The sequence below is a fragment of the Streptomyces sp. NPDC058646 genome (assembly GCF_042716875.1).
GTDB lineage: Bacteria > Actinomycetota > Actinomycetes > Streptomycetales > Streptomycetaceae > Streptomyces.
Map to the genome: position 1 here is coordinate 1 of NZ_JBHXRK010000055.1, position 18,403 is coordinate 18,403.

The 18,403-nt window shown below is 68.4% G+C and carries 16 protein-coding genes and 5 pseudogenes; 11 read left to right on the forward strand and 10 right to left on the reverse strand.

The window, feature by feature from the left end; translation table 11 throughout:
* Positions 1-807 precede the first annotated feature (807 nt).
* The 5 genes and pseudogenes from ACFWUZ_RS35260 to ACFWUZ_RS35280 all read right to left on the reverse strand — a co-directional run bounded on the left by ACFWUZ_RS35260 (position 808) and on the right by ACFWUZ_RS35280 (position 6,780).
* Positions 808-969, reverse strand: coding sequence for a hydrophobic protein (locus ACFWUZ_RS35260; RefSeq protein ID WP_384382061.1), 162 nt, complete (start codon positions 967-969; stop codon positions 808-810).
* A gap of 1,190 nt (positions 970-2,159) precedes the next feature.
* Positions 2,160-2,426, reverse strand: a complete 267-nt coding sequence (locus tag ACFWUZ_RS35265) for a hypothetical protein (RefSeq protein WP_384382063.1) — start codon at positions 2,424-2,426, stop codon at positions 2,160-2,162.
* Positions 2,427-2,499: 73 nt separating this feature from the next.
* Positions 2,500-3,807: pseudogene (locus tag ACFWUZ_RS35270) on the reverse strand (IS256 family transposase).
* Between the two features lie 121 nt (positions 3,808-3,928).
* Complete coding sequence (locus ACFWUZ_RS35275; RefSeq protein ID WP_384382065.1) at positions 3,929-4,114, reverse strand: hypothetical protein; 186 nt, start codon at positions 4,112-4,114, stop codon at positions 3,929-3,931.
* A gap of 605 nt (positions 4,115-4,719) precedes the next feature.
* Entirely contained in the window at positions 4,720-6,780 is a 2,061-nt protein-coding gene (locus ACFWUZ_RS35280; protein ID WP_384382067.1) for a pectinesterase family protein, read from the reverse strand.
* A 201-nt stretch (positions 6,781-6,981) separates the two neighbouring features.
* Here ACFWUZ_RS35280 and ACFWUZ_RS35285 point away from each other — a divergent pair, with 201 nt between their 5' ends.
* Positions 6,982-7,551 carry a hypothetical protein gene (locus tag ACFWUZ_RS35285; protein ID WP_384382069.1) on the forward strand — a complete coding sequence of 190 codons (570 nt, stop codon included), beginning with the start codon at positions 6,982-6,984 and terminating at the stop codon, positions 7,549-7,551.
* On the opposite strand, the gene ACFWUZ_RS35290 is transcribed toward ACFWUZ_RS35285, so the two are convergent.
* A complete protein-coding gene (locus tag ACFWUZ_RS35290; protein WP_384382071.1) occupies positions 7,540-7,743 on the reverse strand; it encodes a hypothetical protein in 204 nt (67 codons plus the stop codon). The two genes, ACFWUZ_RS35285 and ACFWUZ_RS35290, sit on opposite strands and share 12 nt — an antisense overlap.
* Before the next feature lie 429 nt (positions 7,744-8,172).
* Between ACFWUZ_RS35290 and ACFWUZ_RS35295 the strand changes: the two genes are divergently transcribed.
* Complete coding sequence (locus ACFWUZ_RS35295) at positions 8,173-8,391, forward strand: hypothetical protein (RefSeq protein ID WP_384382073.1); 219 nt, start codon at positions 8,173-8,175, stop codon at positions 8,389-8,391.
* Positions 8,392-8,687: 296 nt separating this feature from the next.
* Positions 8,688-8,768, forward strand: a pseudogene (locus tag ACFWUZ_RS35300) (hypothetical protein); the annotation flags it as partial.
* A 155-nt stretch (positions 8,769-8,923) separates the two neighbouring features.
* Here the strand turns inward: ACFWUZ_RS35300 and ACFWUZ_RS35305 are convergent.
* Positions 8,924-9,502, reverse strand: a complete 579-nt coding sequence (locus ACFWUZ_RS35305; RefSeq protein ID WP_384382075.1) for a GNAT family N-acetyltransferase — start codon at positions 9,500-9,502, stop codon at positions 8,924-8,926.
* A gap of 182 nt (positions 9,503-9,684) precedes the next feature.
* Between ACFWUZ_RS35305 and ACFWUZ_RS35310 the strand changes: the two genes are divergently transcribed.
* Positions 9,685-10,230: an AAA family ATPase gene (locus ACFWUZ_RS35310; RefSeq protein ID WP_384382077.1), complete on the forward strand. Its 546-nt coding sequence runs from the start codon at positions 9,685-9,687 to the stop codon at positions 10,228-10,230.
* A 12-nt stretch (positions 10,231-10,242) separates the two neighbouring features.
* Here the strand turns inward: ACFWUZ_RS35310 and ACFWUZ_RS35315 are convergent.
* Positions 10,243-11,069, reverse strand: a pseudogene (locus ACFWUZ_RS35315) (IS5 family transposase).
* A gap of 106 nt (positions 11,070-11,175) precedes the next feature.
* Between ACFWUZ_RS35315 and ACFWUZ_RS35320 the strand changes: the two are divergent.
* Both ACFWUZ_RS35320 and ACFWUZ_RS35325 read left to right on the forward strand, forming a co-directional pair.
* Positions 11,176-11,649 carry a helix-turn-helix domain-containing protein gene (locus tag ACFWUZ_RS35320; RefSeq protein ID WP_384382079.1) on the forward strand — a complete coding sequence of 158 codons (474 nt, stop codon included), beginning with the start codon at positions 11,176-11,178 and terminating at the stop codon, positions 11,647-11,649.
* 164 nt (positions 11,650-11,813) lie between these two features.
* Entirely contained in the window at positions 11,814-12,578 is a 765-nt protein-coding gene (locus ACFWUZ_RS35325) for an SDR family oxidoreductase (RefSeq protein WP_384382081.1), read from the forward strand.
* 529 nt (positions 12,579-13,107) lie between these two features.
* Here the strand turns inward: ACFWUZ_RS35325 and ACFWUZ_RS35330 are convergent.
* Both ACFWUZ_RS35330 and ACFWUZ_RS35335 read right to left on the reverse strand, forming a co-directional pair.
* Positions 13,108-13,311 (reverse strand): cold-shock protein, encoded by a 204-nt coding sequence (locus tag ACFWUZ_RS35330; RefSeq protein WP_383926834.1) that lies wholly within the window; start codon positions 13,309-13,311, stop codon positions 13,108-13,110.
* Positions 13,312-13,561: 250 nt separating this feature from the next.
* Positions 13,562-13,868, reverse strand: a pseudogene (locus ACFWUZ_RS35335) (MerR family transcriptional regulator).
* Between the two features lie 199 nt (positions 13,869-14,067).
* Between ACFWUZ_RS35335 and ACFWUZ_RS35340 the strand changes: the two are divergent.
* The 5 genes and pseudogenes from ACFWUZ_RS35340 to ACFWUZ_RS35360 all read left to right on the forward strand — a co-directional run bounded on the left by ACFWUZ_RS35340 (position 14,068) and on the right by ACFWUZ_RS35360 (position 18,007).
* Positions 14,068-14,217: a hypothetical protein gene (locus tag ACFWUZ_RS35340; protein WP_384382083.1), complete on the forward strand. Its 150-nt coding sequence runs from the start codon at positions 14,068-14,070 to the stop codon at positions 14,215-14,217.
* A gap of 114 nt (positions 14,218-14,331) precedes the next feature.
* Positions 14,332-14,874 carry a hypothetical protein gene (locus ACFWUZ_RS35345; RefSeq protein ID WP_384382085.1) on the forward strand — a complete coding sequence of 181 codons (543 nt, stop codon included), beginning with the start codon at positions 14,332-14,334 and terminating at the stop codon, positions 14,872-14,874.
* A gap of 307 nt (positions 14,875-15,181) precedes the next feature.
* A pseudogene (locus ACFWUZ_RS35350) lies at positions 15,182-15,910 on the forward strand (polysaccharide lyase family 1 protein); the annotation flags it as partial.
* Positions 15,911-16,183: 273 nt separating this feature from the next.
* Positions 16,184-17,362, forward strand: a complete 1,179-nt coding sequence (locus tag ACFWUZ_RS35355) for a hypothetical protein (RefSeq protein WP_384382087.1) — start codon at positions 16,184-16,186, stop codon at positions 17,360-17,362.
* Positions 17,363-17,398: 36 nt separating this feature from the next.
* The gene (locus tag ACFWUZ_RS35360; RefSeq protein ID WP_384382089.1) at positions 17,399-18,007 is read left to right on the forward strand and encodes a hypothetical protein; all 609 of its coding nucleotides are present in this window, start codon (positions 17,399-17,401) and stop codon (positions 18,005-18,007) included.
* The last annotated feature ends 396 nt before the right edge of the window (positions 18,008-18,403 follow it).

Consider the following 18,403-nt stretch of genomic DNA (forward strand, 5'->3'; position numbering starts at 1 on the left):
ACACCCCCCCCCGCGGCCCCCCCCGCCCCCGCCGCCGCTCTAACCCTCGGTGGGGGCCCCCCCGCCCCCGGGGGCCCCCCCCCCCCCCCCCCCCCCCCCCCACGTCCCAGAGGTTCTCCACCGAGCGTGGTCTGAGCACCCGCCCTGGCCCGTCCCATGATCTGCTGGCACAAGACGTCCAGGGCGGCCTGGTCGTCGGCGACCTCGGGCCACCGCCCAACCGGGCAGGGGGGCGTGCCGTTCGGGCGTACGTCCGTCGTTGCGCGCAGCGTGGTGTGCAGGCGGGTGCGCAGGTGTATGAGCGCGTTGAAGTGCGCGATGTGGGTAAACCGGGTCAGCACGCGGTCGCTGAGGGTGTCGTCACCGGCTTCCACCGCCCGCACGATCGCCTCGACTGCCTCCCCACCGTCGGAGACAGTCTGACGATCCCAGCCCGTCCCACGGCCCGGTACTCCAGCATCGAGTGCCGGGCCTGCAGCGACACCCCACTCCAGTCCGCGCAGCTCCTGGCCGCCCGGCCACGGGATGGGCTCACACGAGCGCTTGATCTCCTCGTGGGCCGGCACGGGCGCGAGTTGACCTGGTCATCGGGCCGGGACGGTCGTCGATCCTTGGAGGTGAGCAGGTCCCCTGCTGCATCACGACGACCGGCCCGGTTATGTCCGGCATACCCCGGGCGTGCGCCTTCACCTCATGTGCGTCAGCTCATCGCGTCGGGCTGACTGCGCACACGTCTGCGGCGCTGGACAGCCCCCTGGGGGCTGTCCAGCGCCGCAAGCGCTGTGTCGTGTCGCTGTTCGTGTGTCGCTACCAGCGGTACCAGCGGCTGCTGCCGCCCTTGGGGCGGGCGACGAACCCGATGAGCCACAGCACCAGCACCGCGATCGCGACCCACCAAAGGATCTCCACCGCGAAGCCGGCGCCGAAAAGGATCAGAGCGAGCAGGAGAACGAGAAGCAGGGGAACCATAGTTATCAACCTCCGAAACAGCGGTTGCCCCGGTCCTTCTCGATCATGCACGCGATATTTACGGGTTTCTTATCCTCGCAGGCGGGCAACGTACAGGCCACATCCCGCCCATGGGCTGCCATGGTGTGAGTGCTGCCGTATGTGGTCAGGCGGTGTAGAGGGGTCCGCCTCCGAAGCGGGCCCAGAAACCGCGGGTGGCCTCCACCGACAGGCCAAGGGCGGCGGCCACCTTCTCCGGGTCCTCGTGACGGGCCCCGTGCGCAGGCCAGTACGCGGTGCGCTGGACGATGAGTTCAAGGGGTGCGGGCAGCTTTTAGGGCGGCGGTGGGCGAGTCCTGGGCGAGTTGTTCGATCGCGTCGGTGACAGCCTGCAGCTCGACGGGCAGGCAACGGTCGTATCCCCCACGGCGGTGATGTGCGTGTCCCAGTCGTTCTCGCACCGCTCTGCCGCCTCCAGCCCGTGTTCGCGGAACGGTAGCTGGCCCGCTGCTTCCCAGTCGACGTTTTGGTGGGGGCCGGTCCAGCCGCAGGAGTACTCCGCGTGCAGGACGTATGCCCGGGGTCGCGGCAGGTGCGTGGTGCCGCCGTCGTAGACACTCCAGTGACGGACCTCCCAGCCCGAACCGCTCGACACCGCATCCAGTAGACCGGCTTGGGGACCGATCCGTCCGCGAGGAGCGCTCCGCCACGGCCTCGTGCGACCGGCCCTACTCATCGCACGTCCACGTCTCGTCCGTCTCCACAGACACCTCCAGCACCCGTCCCCCGGGCCGCGGTCAACGGCGTCCACCTCGACGATCTCGCACCCGAGGGCGGGAACGGACAAGAACCGGGAAGATGCCCCCGTCCGTGCCCCATAGCAGGCCGTCACCACAGACATCTGGTCCCGGACGGGATCTGCGAACGTCCGACGGACAGTACGGGCTCGCCGAGCCGCCCTACGGGGCTGTATGTCGCACCTCCCCCGCTACGCGAGCGCAAACCGGGACAGCCAGGCGCTAAGGACGCTGCGAGCCTGTATGAGGCGCGGCGGGAACCCGCCCGTCCATCCCCCCGTCATGTTTTTCGCGGTCCTGCAACGGGGCCGCTGGCCTCCCGGCCCGGTATGGCTGTGTCCCTAAGAATGTGAGGCGGTCCGGGCGCACCGGGGGTGGAGAGTAATTGTCAAGACTTGTGGCTCAGCTCGGCAATCACGGCCCTGCTCCCCAGGACTCCTCCGCCTTGCCCCATACGGCAGGAACGGCAGCACTGAGCTCAAGCTCGCTGATCGCGCGTTGCTCGTCATGCCAGACGGCGGCCAGGAGCGCATCGAAGGGGAACTCGATTTTCGTGCCGTCTTCGAACGAGATCATCACGTGCGTATCTGGTCCGGCTCGGTGATGGTCCAGCCACTGGACGTGCGCCACGACAGGCGTCAACGTGCCGCCGGGGCCTACAAGGCGGTAGCCCTCGTCCACCCCCTGCGACCGTACTGGCAGCAACGCGGGCTGACGCTTCGCTGCCCGCTCATCCCGGTAGTACCTTGCCATTTCACCAACTTACCTGCCGGCGTAATGGCCAAGACTTGCAGGTCGGCTGAGGTGGATCATGCTGCGAGGCCCTCGGAGCGTTCGACAAGTGACCGTTCTCGAAGTGGGCGCCGGCTCGGACGAGCGCGACGAGGTGAGGTGCGGTGACCGCTCTCCAGCGGGCCTGGGCGGATTCCACGAGGTTCAAGCCCATCGCGAGGGCCGCTGCCGGGTTGCCGGCGCCGCGGGTGACCTTGGTCCGTAGCTTCACGGTGCTGAAGGTCGACTCGATCGGATTCGTGGTCCTCAGATGGACCCAGTGCTGGGCGGGGAAGTCGTAGAACGCCAGCAGCTCGTCGACCTCGCCGGTGATCTTCTTCACCGCCTTGGGCCACTTCACCCCGTATGCCTTGTCGAACGCGGTGATCGCCTTCCAGGCGTGGTCGAGGTCCTCGGCCTTGTAGATCTCTTGCAGGGCCTCTTCGCTCCGGGCTGGGCGGACTTCGGCAGTGCGTTCATGACGTTCCTGGTCTTGTGGACCCAGCACTTCTGGTGCCTGGCCCGCGGAAACACCTCCGCCAATGCCCTCCACACCCCCCATCGCGCCGTCGCCGACCACGAGCATCGGGTCGCGCATCCCGCGCCGGCGAGAGTCCCGCAGGAGATCGGCCCAGGACTCGGTGGACTCACGCAGGCCCTCGGCTATCGCGATCAGTTCCTTGGTGCCGTCCACCCGCACACCCATCAAAACCAGGAGGCAGGAGTGCGTCTCGGACAGGCGGATCTTGGGGTGGACGCCGTCGGCCCACACGTAGACGTAGTCGGATTCGGCCAGGTCACGCCGCTGGAAGGGGGCGTGATCGGTGGTCCACTGCTTCGTCAGCCGGGTGACCGTAGCTGGCAACAGTCCAGCCGAGGAACCCCCGAACTGCTCCATCGCCGGCACGAAATCGCCCGACGACAGGCCGTGGAGATTGAGCAGGGGCAGCACCTCGCTGATCTTCGGGAACTTTCGGCACCACGGCGCCAGGATCTTCGAGGAGAACCTCATCCGCTCACCGGGCACCTCGTCGACGCGCTTGTCGTTGACGCGCGGCGCGGCGACCTCGACGGCCCCGGCGGCCGTGGTCACCGTCCGCGGGTGGTGACGGCCGTTGCGGACCACCAGACGCCGGCCCTGCTCGTCGCGCTGGCCGGCGAGCTCGGCTATGTACTGGTCAACCCCGGCCTCCAACGCGGCGGCCAGCATCCGCCTCGCACCCTCACGGACGATCTCGTCGATCAGGGAACCGGGCTCGGTGGTGCCGTCTTCGTTGACTACGCTGAGCACGGGCGTGCCTCCCCGACCCGCGTTCGCAGCGCGGGCCTACTCGGTGACCGATCGATCACTCGGGAAGGTGCGCCCTTTCACGTCCCAAACCCGAGGCCGATCCCCGGGTCCTGAGCATTGCTCAGGTCCGCGCATAGCCGCTGTTGCGGCGGGCCGGGTGCTTGGCCCAGTACGTCTTGCCGTCCCAGCTGTCGGTGCACTGCTCGGGAGCCGGTGCCGGGGCCGCCTGCGCGGTGGGGGCGGCGACCAGGCCGAGGAGGAGCGTCATGACTCCCACACCCAGCAGCTGTGGCCTGCGTGACCGCATCGCCGCACGCTCCATCCGTGTCTCCCTACGGTCGGACGCTGTCACCCCGGTGGGGCGAGGCGGCAGTTGGCATGCTCCGGCAGGCAAGGGGGTCGAGCGCTTCGAAGCAAACGCAGTGCGACGGGCAATCATCCTCCCCACACTGCGCGTCGAACCACCCTCCGGGTGGCGCGTCTTGGCCCAGGCCGTCGCCTCATTGGAGGCGTCACAACTCCTTCTTTGCCACCGGGCCTGACCTACGGCGACGCCTGGCGTTCATTCCGTTCCGATCCGGTCGTACCCGGTTGTCCAGCTGGATATCGCAGGCCCCAGTCTCGAACGACGCCCGCCTGACCTACCCGGGTGCGCGCCAGCGGACCGAATCGCCGGTGAACGCGTCGAAGGCGCCCGGCGATTCGCCCGTAGGGCGGCGGGCGGGGATCGTGCACCCGGGGCCACGCCCCAGAAGCAAAAGCCTTTACGGGCACGCCAGAGGCATGCTTCGCCCTGGGCACCGGCCCGCGTCCTGCAACTCCCGGAATGACGGCGGCTGCAGCCGCCTCAGGCCTGCCCGCGGATCCGGGGCCCGGGAGCTGCGCGCCCCCCGGCCCCCTTCTCCCGCCGATCTACGGGGTCCAGCCGCCCAGCCACTGCGAGACCTCGTGGGATGCGGCCTGAGCGTCGGTCAGGTGGGGCCGCTCGGCGCTCTTCGGACCGGCGCCCGGGCCGGTGTTCATGTACTCGGCGAAGCGGTCGTCCTTCCACGCGAAGCCGCCCATGTCGGTCCAGGGCGTGCCCTTGATCGCGGCGCTGAGGTTGGAGTTGCGGATGGTGGCCTGGGGGTCGACCGTCTTGTCGCCACCGGGATGCCAGTTCCGGCCGAGGTGGAAGGAGGACGCGGCCACATCTCCGTTGACCGTGGAGCGGTTGATGAGGATGCCGTTGCGGCCCGCCGGGGTGCTCGGGGCGGTGATGTAGCCGGCCGAGGTACCGTTCCAGCGCTTCTTGAGGGTGATGACCGACTGGTCGATCACCGCGGTGGCACGGCCGAAGATGAAGTCGACGTTGCCGACGACGTAGGAGTTGGTGACGTAGACGCGGCCGGGCTTGTCCGGCGCCGCGGTTTCCATCTCCAGGGTGTCCTGGTCGCCGGTGACGATGACGCCGTCCAGCACGATCCTGTCCGCAGCCGTGAGCACGGCGACTGCCTGGTGGCCGTTCAGGGACTGGTTCGCGGCCTCGTCGAAGTCGTTGGAGACGCTGAGGTTGCGTAGCTGGGAGTCGTCCGACCGGACGGCGACCGTGGCGCTGCCCGGTGTGCCGTACGTGCCCGAACCATCCGGCTTCCGCGTGCCGGCCGCGTTGCCGTACACGATCACCGTGTCCTTGCGGCTCGTGCCCGAGCCCTGGATGGTGATGTGCGGCTTGCTCGCCGGAACGTCCACCGTCTCGCGGTACGTGCCCGGCTTGACCGAGATGACCACGCGGGAGGGATTGCCGGCGGGTACGGCGTCCACCGCGGCCTGGACCGTCTTGTACGTGCCGGATCCGTCTTTGGCCACGGTCAGGGTGGTCGCGGCCGCAGCGGAGGGGGTCGTCGCCGCCCTGCCGAAGGCGGGGCGGGGGCCGGCGCCGGACTTCACCTTCGAGGGGACGTCGGCGGCGGCGTCGAGGGTGTAGCGGTAGTAGGTCGTGGGGTCGAAGGCCGTGCCACCGCTCTCGTTGCGGCCGGTGGTGTCCACAAAGACATTGCCGCGCTGCACGAGAGCGGCCGTGCCGTCCTTGATGACCGGGTTGTTCATCCCCTCGAAGTAGCTGTTCTCCAGCACCATCTTCGTCCCGCCGCGCGCGTAGTTGCCGTAGGAGGAGGTGATGGACGAGTCCGGGTCGTCCTGCAGGAAGTTGTTGTAGAGGTGGGCGTGCGCCACGTTGTCCGTCGACGGGTTGCGCTGCTCGGTCTCGTGGAACCAGTTGTGGTGGATCGTGATGTCGGCGGTGACGTGGTCGGTCCAGCCGATGCCGAAGGCCTTGTTCCCGTTCTTCAGCTGGTTCCAGGACACCGTCAGGTATGTGGTGTCCTTGCGGCTGTCGATCAGTCCGTCGGCCATGTTCCGCAGGTTGTTGTGGTCGATCCACACGTGGTGGGCGCCGTCCATCTGGATGGCGTCCCAGTCGTGGTCCTTGTCGTTCCACGTGCCGGCGTAGGAGTCACGGATTGTCAGGTTCCTGATGATCACGTTGTGGACGCCCTGGCCCAGGAAGAACCCTCCGCCGACGATGTGTCCCGAGGTGCCTGCGCCGACGATGGTCTTGTCCGAGGCGACCTTGATCTCCCTGCCCTTGGGGTTCATGGTGATCGTGCCCGCCACGACGATGACGTACGGCTTCGGGGCGGTCGCGTACTTCTCCAGGTCGGCAAGGGTCTTCACGGTGACGATCGCGCCGTCCCGGCCGCCGTAGGTGCCGTTCTGTCCCAGCGCGTTGACCGAGGCGAAGCCGTCCGCGACCTCACGGGCCCAGGCCGGACCCGTGGTGGCGGCTGCGGCCGTCGGCCGGGCGTCCTCGCCGAACACTCCGAAGGCTCCGCCGTACGACATGCCCACTGCGGTGGCCGTCGCCAACGGGATGCCGACGGTCAGGCCGAGCCTGCGCCTGCGGTGCCGTGCCTTGGGCTGCGTGGTTTCCATTGTTCACTGTCCTTGGGGGATGGGTTGTGGGTTGTACACCTGCCAGTTGTCACCGCGGGTGGAAAGGTTGCCGCGTGTCCGGGGCACGACGCCCGTTGCGCCCGCCCGGGGCCCGCACCGAAAGGCCGCACCCCGCCCCGGGTCCGCCGCCGGGCGGTCCCGTAGTCTCCTTCCGACCCGCTGCCCTTGACGAGAGTCCCCGTGCGCACCGCTCACCGCCTGACCGCCGCCGCCGCCGTCGCCGGTGCCGCGGCACTGGGGCTCACCGGACGCCTGCCCAAGCCGACCGAGGCGTCCTCCTTCCATCCGGCCTCCGAGGTGCTGAACGAGTCCGTACCCGCACTGCGCGGCGCGTCCCCGTTCACCCTCAGGGGGAAGACGATGACCGAGGGCGTACCCACACATCTGAACCTGCCGATCAGCAAGGCCGGCGAATGCGCGGGCACGCTGTCGCTCCAGACCGGCAACGCCAAAGCGATCCGCACCCGGGACCACGTGGTCTGCCACAGCGACGAGGCCTTCGCGCGCGCCCACACGCAGGACCTGCCTGAGGAGGAGGCGGACCAGGCACTCAAGAGCGATGGAGGGGATGGCGAAGGTACGCAGGAAGGCCAGCCTCAGACAGAGGCTCAGCGCGTCCGCGTGCTGTTGGAACAGGGCGCGGTATGCCCCACTGGGGTCCGGTTCGGTAGCCACGGCCGTCACTCCCCGGTGCGCTGCCGTCCGATGACCCGCCGGCCATTGGTACTGACCCGGCATTCACTCACGTAGGCAGGCCAGGTGCGTCAGCAGTCCGTCCGGGAGGGCCTCGGCCTCCTGTCGGCGAGTGCGGAAGGTGTCGCTCATCTCCTCCACATCCGTGATGCGGCCGTGGATGGCCTTGGCGACGTCGGCGGCAGTCTGCTGCGCGCTGGTGTGGTGGGTGGCCTGGCGGAGGGTGAGGAGATTGTGCACATCGCCCAAGCCGTCTGCTGAAGGGCGGTAGGGCGGCCGCGCCGACGGCTGCCCGTCGGCGCGGCCTCCCCGCCGAGCCGGCCCACGCTCCGCCCCAGCGCCCGACGGGCCTGCGGTACCCCGCTCCCCCGGCCGCCGTGGTCGATGGCGCGGTCCGCGCTGACCTCCGCCACCAGGCCCGGAGGCGTTCGCGAAACGGGCCGGCTACATCACCTGCCCGGACGAGGAGTTCGTCGAGTACTTCAAGACGACCTCCTACCCGGCCGTCTTCGCCTCCACCCTGGTGCCGTCCGACCTGGTACAGATCGCCTCCACCCTGGACGTCGTCCGGGAGGACGAATGGCGCCGCACCCGTCTGCAGGAGGTAGCGGCAACCGTGCGGGAAGGCCTTACGGGCATCGGATACGACCTGCGGGGTTCGGGTGCCACATCGTGTCGGTGCCTGCCGGTCCGGACGAAGCCGTCATCCAGGTACGCGACATCATGGAAGAACACGACGTGTTCGGATCCGTCTTCTGTCCCCTCGCCCCCCACAACCGCACCGCACCACGGCTCTCCTTGCACTGCGACCTCACCGACCAGGACGTGGACCGCATCATCCACGCTGCCGAGACCGTCCAGCCCCTGGGCAGCACACTGGGCTCACCCGCCACCTGACTCTCAACCGCCGCCCGGCAATTTCCGTCACTGCCCCCTCCGTGAACCGGATCCGACATGGAATGGGTAGGCGGCTACGGCGAGGCCCCGGGGCAGGGGGGTGTCCCGGGGCCAGGAGCCGCGGCCACCACAAGGGGGGCGGTCGTGCACTGACGCGACGATATGGATAAACGATTCATCAGAGGGTCGGTCACGGCCGGTGAAGGCGGGGCCGTCAGCAGGGTGCGGTGACGTTCCCACAGGAGACCCAGCCCCAGCCCGGGGCCCGGTCGCGGACGAGGTCGGTGCGGCGGCGGGTGACGATCTCGAACGCCCCGTTCTCCGAGTGGGAGCAGACCTTCACCGACCCCCGGCCTTGCGCGGCGACCGTGGACCTGGTGACCTTCGACGCGCACATCATCGAGACCGGCACCGACTCGTTCCGGCTCGCCCAGACCATGGAGAGGCACCGCAAATCCCGACTGCCGTCCACCGGCGAGTCAGGGCTCTGCACCGGCCCCGGCTCGTCGGCCGCAGACGATCTGTGCCGCAGTCACCAGAGCCTGTCATTCTCCCCTGGATACAGCTCGATGCGGGTGTGCCGGAACGACGCCTGCGCGTGCCTGCTCACGGCCGAGAAGAAGCCCGCCATGGTGACCTTGTCGAAACCGGGCTGATCGCTGGGGAAGGGAGCCTGTGGCGTTCCTCCGACCAGCACCGTGCCCGGAAGAAGGTGCCAGCCCGCGCTCTCATAGAACGCCTGGAGCGGGCGGTCGCAAGTGAACAGTCCCAGGTCCAGGTTCCGGGCGATCATCGTTTCCCGGGCCGCTGCCGCCAGGCGCCGCCCATGCCCACAACCGCGTGCCTCGCGACGCGTCACCATCGTGCTCAACCCACCGGCGGCGTAACGCTGACCAGCATGGACGATCTCCTTGGACAGAATGTCCAGCGCGGCGAGCACACTGCCACCGTCCACGAGGAGCATCGACAACGGCCTCAGCTCCGGGTCGTGGGTCAGCGCACCCCGTGAAGGGCCGTCGCCATCGGACGGCCACGCCTGATGCTGGATCTCCAGCACCTGGAAGCGCAGCTCGGACGGAGTGGCTTCTTCCGGGAAGGACAGGATCTGCATGCCCTGATTCTGTTCACGCACCGCACAAGCGCAAGCGGCCCTGACGGCGACCGCCGATCAGCTCGTCCACCAGGTCCCGAGCGGCACCCCTGAAAGGACTGAGGCCGGCGCCTAGGGCCTGTCTCCCTGGTCCGTGCGCATCTGGTTCGCGCGGCTCGACTGCTCGGTGGCAGGGTGCCGTTATGGATCAAGCAGAGGTATTGCTCATCGGAGGGCGTGCCGGCGTCGGCAAGACGACGGTGGGGTGGGAGGTCTCGGCACGTTTGCGTGCTGCGACGGTTGCTCACTGTGTGATCGAAGGCGACTTCATGGGCCAGGCCCATCCCGCCCCGGAGGGGGACCCGCGCCGTAGGAAGATTGCCGAGCGCAATCTGACGGCGCTCTGGTCGAACTATGCCGAGCTCGGGTACCGCCGCCTGATCTACACGCACACGGTGAGCGTCCTGGCCGAGAGCGAGGGCATGTTCCTACGCGCCATGGGTGCGAATGTCAGGATCGTGCGGGTGGTGCTCACCGCGTCCGACGCCACCGCCCGTGAGCGGCTGACCGGCCGGGAACTGGGCTCGGAGCTGGAGCAGGAGTTGGAGGGCAGCGCCCGCAAAGCGCGGATTCTGGATGAGCAGATGCCCCCGGACACGGTGCGGGTGGCGACCGACGGACGGACCGTGGTCGACATAGCGCGCGAGGTCGTGAGCGCCACCGGATGGCTGGCGAGCGCCTCCGGGTAGGTTCCTCGCCGCTCAAGACCGAGTCCAGATGAGGATGGCCGCAACGTGGAGTGCGGCCTGGTAGGCGATGGCGAGTTTGTCCGTTCGCAGGCCAGGCCGCGCCATTGCTTGAGCCGGTTGATACAGCGTTCGACCGTATTGCACTGTTTGTATGCCTCCGCGTCGAAGGCGGGCGGTCGGCCTCCGGCGCGGCCTCGACGCAGACGGTGGCCGATCTGGTCGGAGGGCTGGGGGATGACAGCGCGGATTCCGCGTCGGCGGAGGTGACTCCGGATCGCGCGAGATGAGTACGCACGGTCCGCCAGGACGGCATCGGGTCGGGTCCTCGGTCTTCCGGGGCCGCTTCGCGGAACACGGATGGCGGCCATGACAGCGTCGAAGGCTGGGGCGTCGCCCCCTGGCCTGCGGTGATACGAAGGGCCAGGGGTCGTGTATGGGCGTCGCTGGCGAGTGGACCTTTGTACTCAGGCCGCCGCGGGAGCGTCCGAGTGCATGATCGTCGGGCTCGGCTCGGCCTGGAGCCCCTTTTCCCTGGCCCCGGCGGCGTGCTGGTGGGCTCGGCAGACGGTGGAGTCCACCGATACGGTCCAGCCGATGTCGTCAGCGTCGTCGGCAGCTGCCAGGACCGCGGCAAGGATGCGTTCCCAGGTGCCGTCCCTGGCCCACCTGATCAGCCGTTTGTGGGCGGTCTGGAACGGGCCGAGCTCGTCGGGCAGGTCCCGCCAGGGCGAGCAGGTGCGGTACTTCCACGCGATGGCCTCCAGGGTTCGGCGGTGGTTGGCCCACCGCCGGCCGCGGACTGGATCGGCTGGCATCAGCGGCTCGATCCGGTCCCACATCGCATCAGTGATCACTAACCGGACAGACACATCCGATCAACTGACCAGCCGACCAAAGAGACACGCTCCAGTCCCGCGGTTCCATTTCACCGATCCGCTGCTGAAGATGCTGCTGGAGAGGCTCGTGGCCGAGTACGCCGGTCCCGGCCCGGCGGACACGTTGCATGCGCAGTCGCTCGTGCAGGCCGCCGCGGCGGTGATCCTGCGCCGCGGGCGGGGTGGCAGCGTCCCGGTGCGTGAGGGTGGGCTGTCACCGCGCCGGCTGGCCGCGGTCGTGGACTTCCTGCACGCCAGTCTTTCCCAGCGGGTCACGCTGGCGGATCTCGCGGCGGTGGCGGGAGTGAGCGAGTCCCAGTTCACCCGGGCCTTCAAGGCGTCGACGGGTCAGTCCCCGCACCAGTACCTGATGCAGCAGCGCCTCGAGCACGCGCGGCGGGAGCTGATGCGGACCGACAGGCCGATCGCGGAGATCGCCACGGAGGCGGGCTTCGCCGACCAGAGCCATCTGACACGGATGATGCGGCGCAACGAGGGGACCACCCCGCGCATACTGCGGGACGGCGACGGCGGACGACGCTGACCGGCAGCCGGCCGCGCCGGACGTCGTGAGCGGTTTGTTCCACCGGTGATCGGATCGTTCAAGATGCGTGACCCCTACCGGTGTGAGTCTGTGGGACATGGCATGGCCTTCGGTGTCCGCCGGAGCCGTGCCGTCCCCGTTCGGAACACCGCAGGAGGGCCGTCATGGTCAACACCCCGGACAAGACGCTCAACGGCAAGGTCGCCTTCGTCGGCGGCGCGTCCCGCAACCTCGGCGGGCTCATCAGCACCACGCTGGGCGCGGAAGGCGCCCTGGTCGCGGTGCACTACAACAGCGACTCCTCCCGGGCCAAGGCCGAGGATGTGGTCGCGCAGATCAACAAGGGTCCGGGCGAGGCGTTCGCGATCCAGGGCGACCTGACCCGGGTGGCCGAGGTGGAGCGGGTCTTCGACGAGGTCGTGAACCGGTTCGGCCGGCTCGACTACAGCATCAACACCGCCGGCATGGTGCTGAAGAAGCTGCTCACCGAGATCACGGAGGAGGAGTACGACCGCATGTTCGCGGTCAACTCCAAGGCCGCGTTCTTCGTGATGCGCGAGGCAGCGCGCCGGATCGAGGACGGGGGGAAGATCATCACGATCGTCACCTCGCTGCTGGCCGCCTACACGGGCCTGTACTCCTCGTACGCGGGCAGCAAGGCCCCGGTCGAGCACTTCACCCGTGCCCTGTCGAAGGAGCTGTTCGGCCGGAACATCTCGATCAATAACATCGCTCCCGGGCCGATGGACACCTCGTTCTTCTACCCCGCCGAGGACGACGACTCCGTCGCCTACCACAAGTCGTCCGCGATGAACGGCGACCTCACCAAGATCGATGACATCGTGCCGTGGATCCGCCACCTGCTGACCGACGGCTGGTGGGCCAACGGCCAGACGATCTTCCTCAACGGCGGCTACACCACCCGCTGACCCGCATCGGCCCCCGGCGGGAGATCCTGCGCGGGCTGATCGCGGCGGCCGGCAGCACTCCGGAGCCGATGTGGAGGCCGAACGCGCCGAGGCGCTCGGTGTTGACGCCGAACGTGTCTCGCAGGCATGGGGGACGTTGAGACGGCGACGCATGCACTGGCCTGCCTGGACCCCCCACGTCGGGCCCGTGCCGTCCGCGGCTGCGATTCCCGCCCGGCATCGGAGCCGCGTCCACAACTCCCGGTTGACTGTGCTGCCGAAGGGCCTGGTTCGCCCTCGGGACCAGGACTTCATGCTGCCGGGCGCTGTTGACCCCTCGCGTACTCACAGGAGTGCTGACGCTCAACCGGGGCGGCCGGGGTCCGGCATGACGGCCGGACCCCGGCCGTCATGCCGGCCGGGCGGTTCCCGCCCCACGCACGGTCACAGCCAGTGGCCCGTGCCCTGGGCGGGCGCGGCGGCGGCGCTCAGCATGAACTCGCCGGAGTGGCAGAAGAAGGGCAGGGCGGTTGCAGTGCCCGCGGTCCGGTCAGGCCAGGCTGATGTTCTCGGCCTGGGGGCCCTTCTGGCCCTGGGTGACGTCGAACGTCACGGTCTGGCCCTCCTGGAGCTCGCGGAAGCCTGAGGAGTTGATCGCGGAGTAATGGGCGAAGACGTCCGGGCCACCGCCCTCCTGGGCGATGAAGCCGAAGCCCTTCTCCGCGTTGAACCACTTCACAGTTCCCGTAGCCATATCCATGCCTTCCAGCCGATGAACGCCTCCCGCAACGCGCGGAAGGCGGAGGTAGTCGTCCTGGTTCCTGCGGCACAGCACAGCAAAACACCCACGCCGAAAGCGTGGGCAAAAGGGAACTTCCGAACCACGACAGCTTGGACCCGACGCTACACGCCAGCACACCCCGTCACCACGTGAAACGACCGTACGCCGCACTCAACAGCGTACGCGCAGGGGACCCTTAGGTGCCCGCCGGGCGCGTACCGTCTCAGGCCGCGGCCGGTGAGATCGCCGGACCGACGGCACGACGGTGTCCATTGATGCGCTGGCCCTGTTCCAGCTGGTCCTCGAGGATGACGATCCGGCAGGCCGCCTCGAGCGGGGTCCCGTGGCCGACGAGTTCGCGGGCGCGGGCCTCGATCCGTAGCTGCTGGCGGCAGTAGCGCCGGTGGCTGCCGACGGAGCGGAGTGATCAGGCGCGCCTCGCCGATCGCACGGAGGAAGCCCTGGGTGGTGCCGGGCCTCTCGGCGGCCCGGCCCATCGTGTAGGCGGGGAAATCATCGATGAGGCACATGGCTCTCAGATCACTGCCTCATTTGCGTGCTGCCACAGGGACCGAACGCGCATTTCTCAGGCCTCCGCGAGTCCCGAGTGTTCGAGCGGACTACCCCGGCCACATAATTCATCCGTTTGGGGCGTTTAAGTGGCTGCCTTGCATGCCATCGCCTTCTGTTGAACTGGTCCGGTACAGCGTCCCGAGTGGGAGGTGACTGATGTACAGGATGTACGCCGAACACGTGGAAGCCGGTGCCCGGATCCTGTGGCACGCCGTAGACCGCAAGGGCAACACCCTGTGCCGTCGGACGCTGACCAAGCAGGCTGCTCCGCTGCCGGAGGACGTGCGGAACTGCGAGGAGTACTGACGCGGTTGCACGGACGCCGTCGCCGCGGCAGCGCCGTCTTGTGTTCCGCACACGTAAGGCCGTTCGGCAGAACGCGGGAGATCGTTCACTCCCAGCCCGAGAGGAGCCACACTCGTGATCACTGACACCTTCCCGCAGAAGGGCCAGCCCCAGACACGCCTCATCGCACGCTGGCGCCAATCGGCCGATCAGCACCTCACCCCCACGAAGAGGTCGTTGATCGTGACGTGGATCGCCTTCGGCGTCACATGGGGAACCGTGCGAATCATCACCCACGGCATTCGCGGCGGCTGGCTGCCCTGGGGGAACATCTCCGCCGGAGGCAGGCACCTGCACCACTACAACATCGGCATCGCTACCCTCGCCGGCGTCGGCCTTGTCGCCGTGCGTGGCGACGAACGTGCCGTAGGCCACCCCGCGGTCGCCACCGCCTACGGCGCAGGAACCGCACTCATCGCCGACGAATTCGCCCTGCTCCTCGATCTGCAAGACGTCTACTGGACCAGACAAGGGCGCCTGAGCGTAGACGTCTCCATCGGCATCCTCTCCGTACTGGGCGCCTACCTGACGGCCGTGCCGTTCTGGCACGAGTGTGCTCGGATAACCCGCCATCACATCGCCTCCGCCGCCAAGCAAGGCCTGACAGCCGCCACGTAAGCCGACCCCGCCCCCAAGGGGCCAGCGGCAGGCTCCCGCCGACCGGCCACCCACTTCAGCATGATGCCGTTGGCAGGTGAGCTGTTCGACTGCCGCACAGCGTTTCCCCGCCGACGCCCTCCCCCGGTGGACCGATGCTCTTCAACGGGTGGTGCGGGATTTCTGCAGGACGGCGACTCGTTGTCCGCCCGTGCACGACAGCAGTGGTTTTTCCCGACCGATGCGCAACCGACGGCAACCTTTCCGCCCGCAGTGGCAACTAGCCGAGGCAATGATTTCGAGTTCGGTCACCAAGGCGGGCAAGACGATGGAAACGATCCAGTACAAGGCGCGGCACCGCAGGCGCGGGCTCCGCATGGCGGTGGGGATCCCCACGGCGGTGGTCCTGGCGGCTGGTATGGCGTACGGCGGAGCGGCAGGGTTGTTCGGCGAGGACGCCCAGCCGAAGGCGTCGGCGGCGAAGGCGGTGACCTGGGCGAGCGACGTCGCCGATGGATTTGCCTCCGTCAACGCGATGGGCCAGAGGGGCACGTACGGCGGGCGGGACGGCGAGACCGTCACCGTGAAGACCCTCGCCGACCTGGAGAAGTACGCCACCGCGACGAAGCCGTACGTCATCGTCGTGGCGGCGGAGATCACCATGAATCCCAAGGGCAAGGAGATCAAGGTCGCCTCGGACAAGACGATCGTCGGCTCGGGGACCTCGGGCCACATCGTCGGCGGCGGGTTCTTCCTCGGCCAGGGCGTGCACAACGTCATCATCCGCAACCTGACGATCCGCGACTCCTACCAGGACCGCTGGAGCGACAAGGTAGACGACTTCGACGCGATCCAGATGGATGGCGCCCACCACGTGTGGATCGACCACAACGATCTGAGCCACATGGCCGATGGCCTGATCGACAGCCGTAAGGACACGACATACCTGACGGTGTCCTGGAACCGGCTGCGGACCCACAACAAGGCGTTCGGCATCGGCTGGACGCCCAACACCACCGCCGACATCACGATCCACCACAACTGGTTCCACGAGAGCGGCGTCGGACCCCCCGCACGCCCCCATGCAGGCCCGAGTTCCAGCCACGGGTGATTTGCTGTCTGTAATCACGCTTCCGCTCTGAGTGACCTGCATGGAAGGCTTTGCTAAATCTATGTGGTTCTTATCCGATTGGGGTCATCTGTGACGGAAAGGCTGGTTACGTCGAAAGAGCGTGTGACACATCTGCGGGAGCAACTGCAAGGTGTTGCCACGGCGTCCGGAGGGCGGAAGCCCTCGTCGAAGGGCGCACGGCTGTTGTACGGGGTCGCCTTGCACGGCGCCGCCCGTCAGGCGGCGGGCCTGGAGCTGACCTCTCTGGAGGCCCGGCTGGTACGGACATTGGGCGCGGCCCTTCCCGATGAGGAGGAGGTGGGGGAATTCGGCCGGGTCTACACCGAAGAGGAAGCCGGCCGCTCGCACCTGTTCCCCGACTGCCTGGCGCTGCGCCCGGTGAGTGAGGGGTACGGGGAGGAGGACCTGGCGCGGGATCTGCCCGCTCTGGCCGCGGAGATCGCCGCCCAGCCGAATGTGCGGGTCATCGACCTGGACGCCGCCGAGGGCAACGAGCCCCCCGGGTCCCGCACGGATGAGGAGTTCGCCCGGGCGGCCGCCGCCCACGGGTGGGGCTCGACCGTGATGACCGCCTCGGAGGAACCGGCTGTCGCGGCGGATGCGCCCGCGATCCGCGCCCGGATGGACCTGACCCACTTCTGGTGCTACCGGGAGTCGAACGAATTCAGCGGTTCGGACGAGTTCTACTGGGCCGCCTGCGCCGCGGCCGACGAGGGCACCCGCAAGACGAGTGTGACCCGCGTGTTCGGGGACGTCGACAAGGGCGAGACCCACTCCTTCGGCCCGGACACCACCGTCTTCGACGGGCTGGTGAAGAACGCGCTGATCGTCCACATCGAGTGCTGGGAGAAGGACCACGGCAGCCAGGAGACCGTGCGTCGCATGCTCGACGAGATGACCACGGAGCTGCGCACCACCGCCGAGAAGCTGGCCCTGATGCCCCTGGGTGACTGGCAGGCTTCCGAGCACTATTCCGCGATGTCGGGCATGTTCGCCGAGCTCGCGTACGCGCTCATCCAGGCCGCGGCGGACGACTGGGTCGCCGGACATGTCTTCACCTACGACCGCGCGGCCCTGCAACGTATGTCCGCCACCGTCTACAAAGTGGGCCCCTTCGAGGACCCCTCCAGGCAGGAGGGCGCGAACGACCTGTACGCCCGCATCAACGTCTCCGACAAGGTCGCTCTCCTCACCAGGGCCGGGAGCGCCTGGAGTGCGCCCACCCAGCCATGGCCCGCCGGGACGACCGCTGACGCGCCCGCCCTGGCCATGGTCGGCACCACCCTGTACTGCGCGGTGCGCACCCTGGACAACCGGATCCACCTCAGCCGCCGGGACGCGGCCGGCCGGTGGAGCCCGTTCGCGCCCATCGTCTAGCTCCGGACGCACTACAGCCCTGCCCTCGCCGCCCACATGGGCAAGCTCTACCTGGCATACACCGGCATGGGCAACGAACTGCAGATCCTGTCCTCCGCCAACGGCACCGACTGGTCCGACCAGGTCCAGGCGCCCGGCATGGCCAGTACCGGGCCTGCCCTGGGCTCCCGCGACAACGTCCTGCACTGCGTCTTCAGCTTTTTGGGCATCGTCTGCTACACCTACTCGTTGAACTCTGCCGCCACCTCTTGGACACAGTTCACGCCCGTGCCCAATGCCTTGAGCGCATTGACCCCCGCGTTCGCCACCACTCCCGGCGTGCTCCACCTCGCCTACCGTCACGCGGCGGACGGCTGGGTCTACAGCACGGTCAACACCAGCTCGGGATGGGGTCAAACCATCGCCACCCACCAGCGCACCCCAGCCGCGCCGGCTCTGGCCGCGAGCGGCAACACCCTGCACTGCGCCACCCGCGGTGACGACAACAAGATCTACATCAGCAGCGCCACCATCGACGCCGGCCGGGCCGACCCGAACCTCGGCTGGAGCGGCCCCGCACTGGTCGCCGCATCGCCCAGGACCTACTCCGCTCCCGCCCTCGCCGACAACCAGTCCTGCCTCGTCTACCGGGCCGCCGAACTCTGACCCCGGCGAAGGGGTCCCGAGTCGTACTACAGACTTCCTGAGCGGACTTCCTGAGCGGCCCGTACGCGCCTCTCGCACGGCATCGCGTTCGAGACAGGCCCGCCCCTCTTGCCGCGGCTGCGCAGCGCACCCGCGGCAAGAGGGGCGGGCAACCAGGTCGCCCCGCAGGAGCGGGACGCGTCTCGCTCCGTCGTAATCCCGTCGCCGGCCCAAGTGCGCCGTAACGTGCGCGCTCCCCGCTTTGTGAGCTTCAAGGTGGCGGACCGGGCAAGTACCGGGCTCGGGCAGGCCTATCAGATCGATTTGTTCTTTACGTGACGTTTATTCGGCCTTTTCCGGGTAGTCGCCGGGTGGGACTGCGTCGATCTTGACGCGATCCCGACCCGTGGAGCGCAC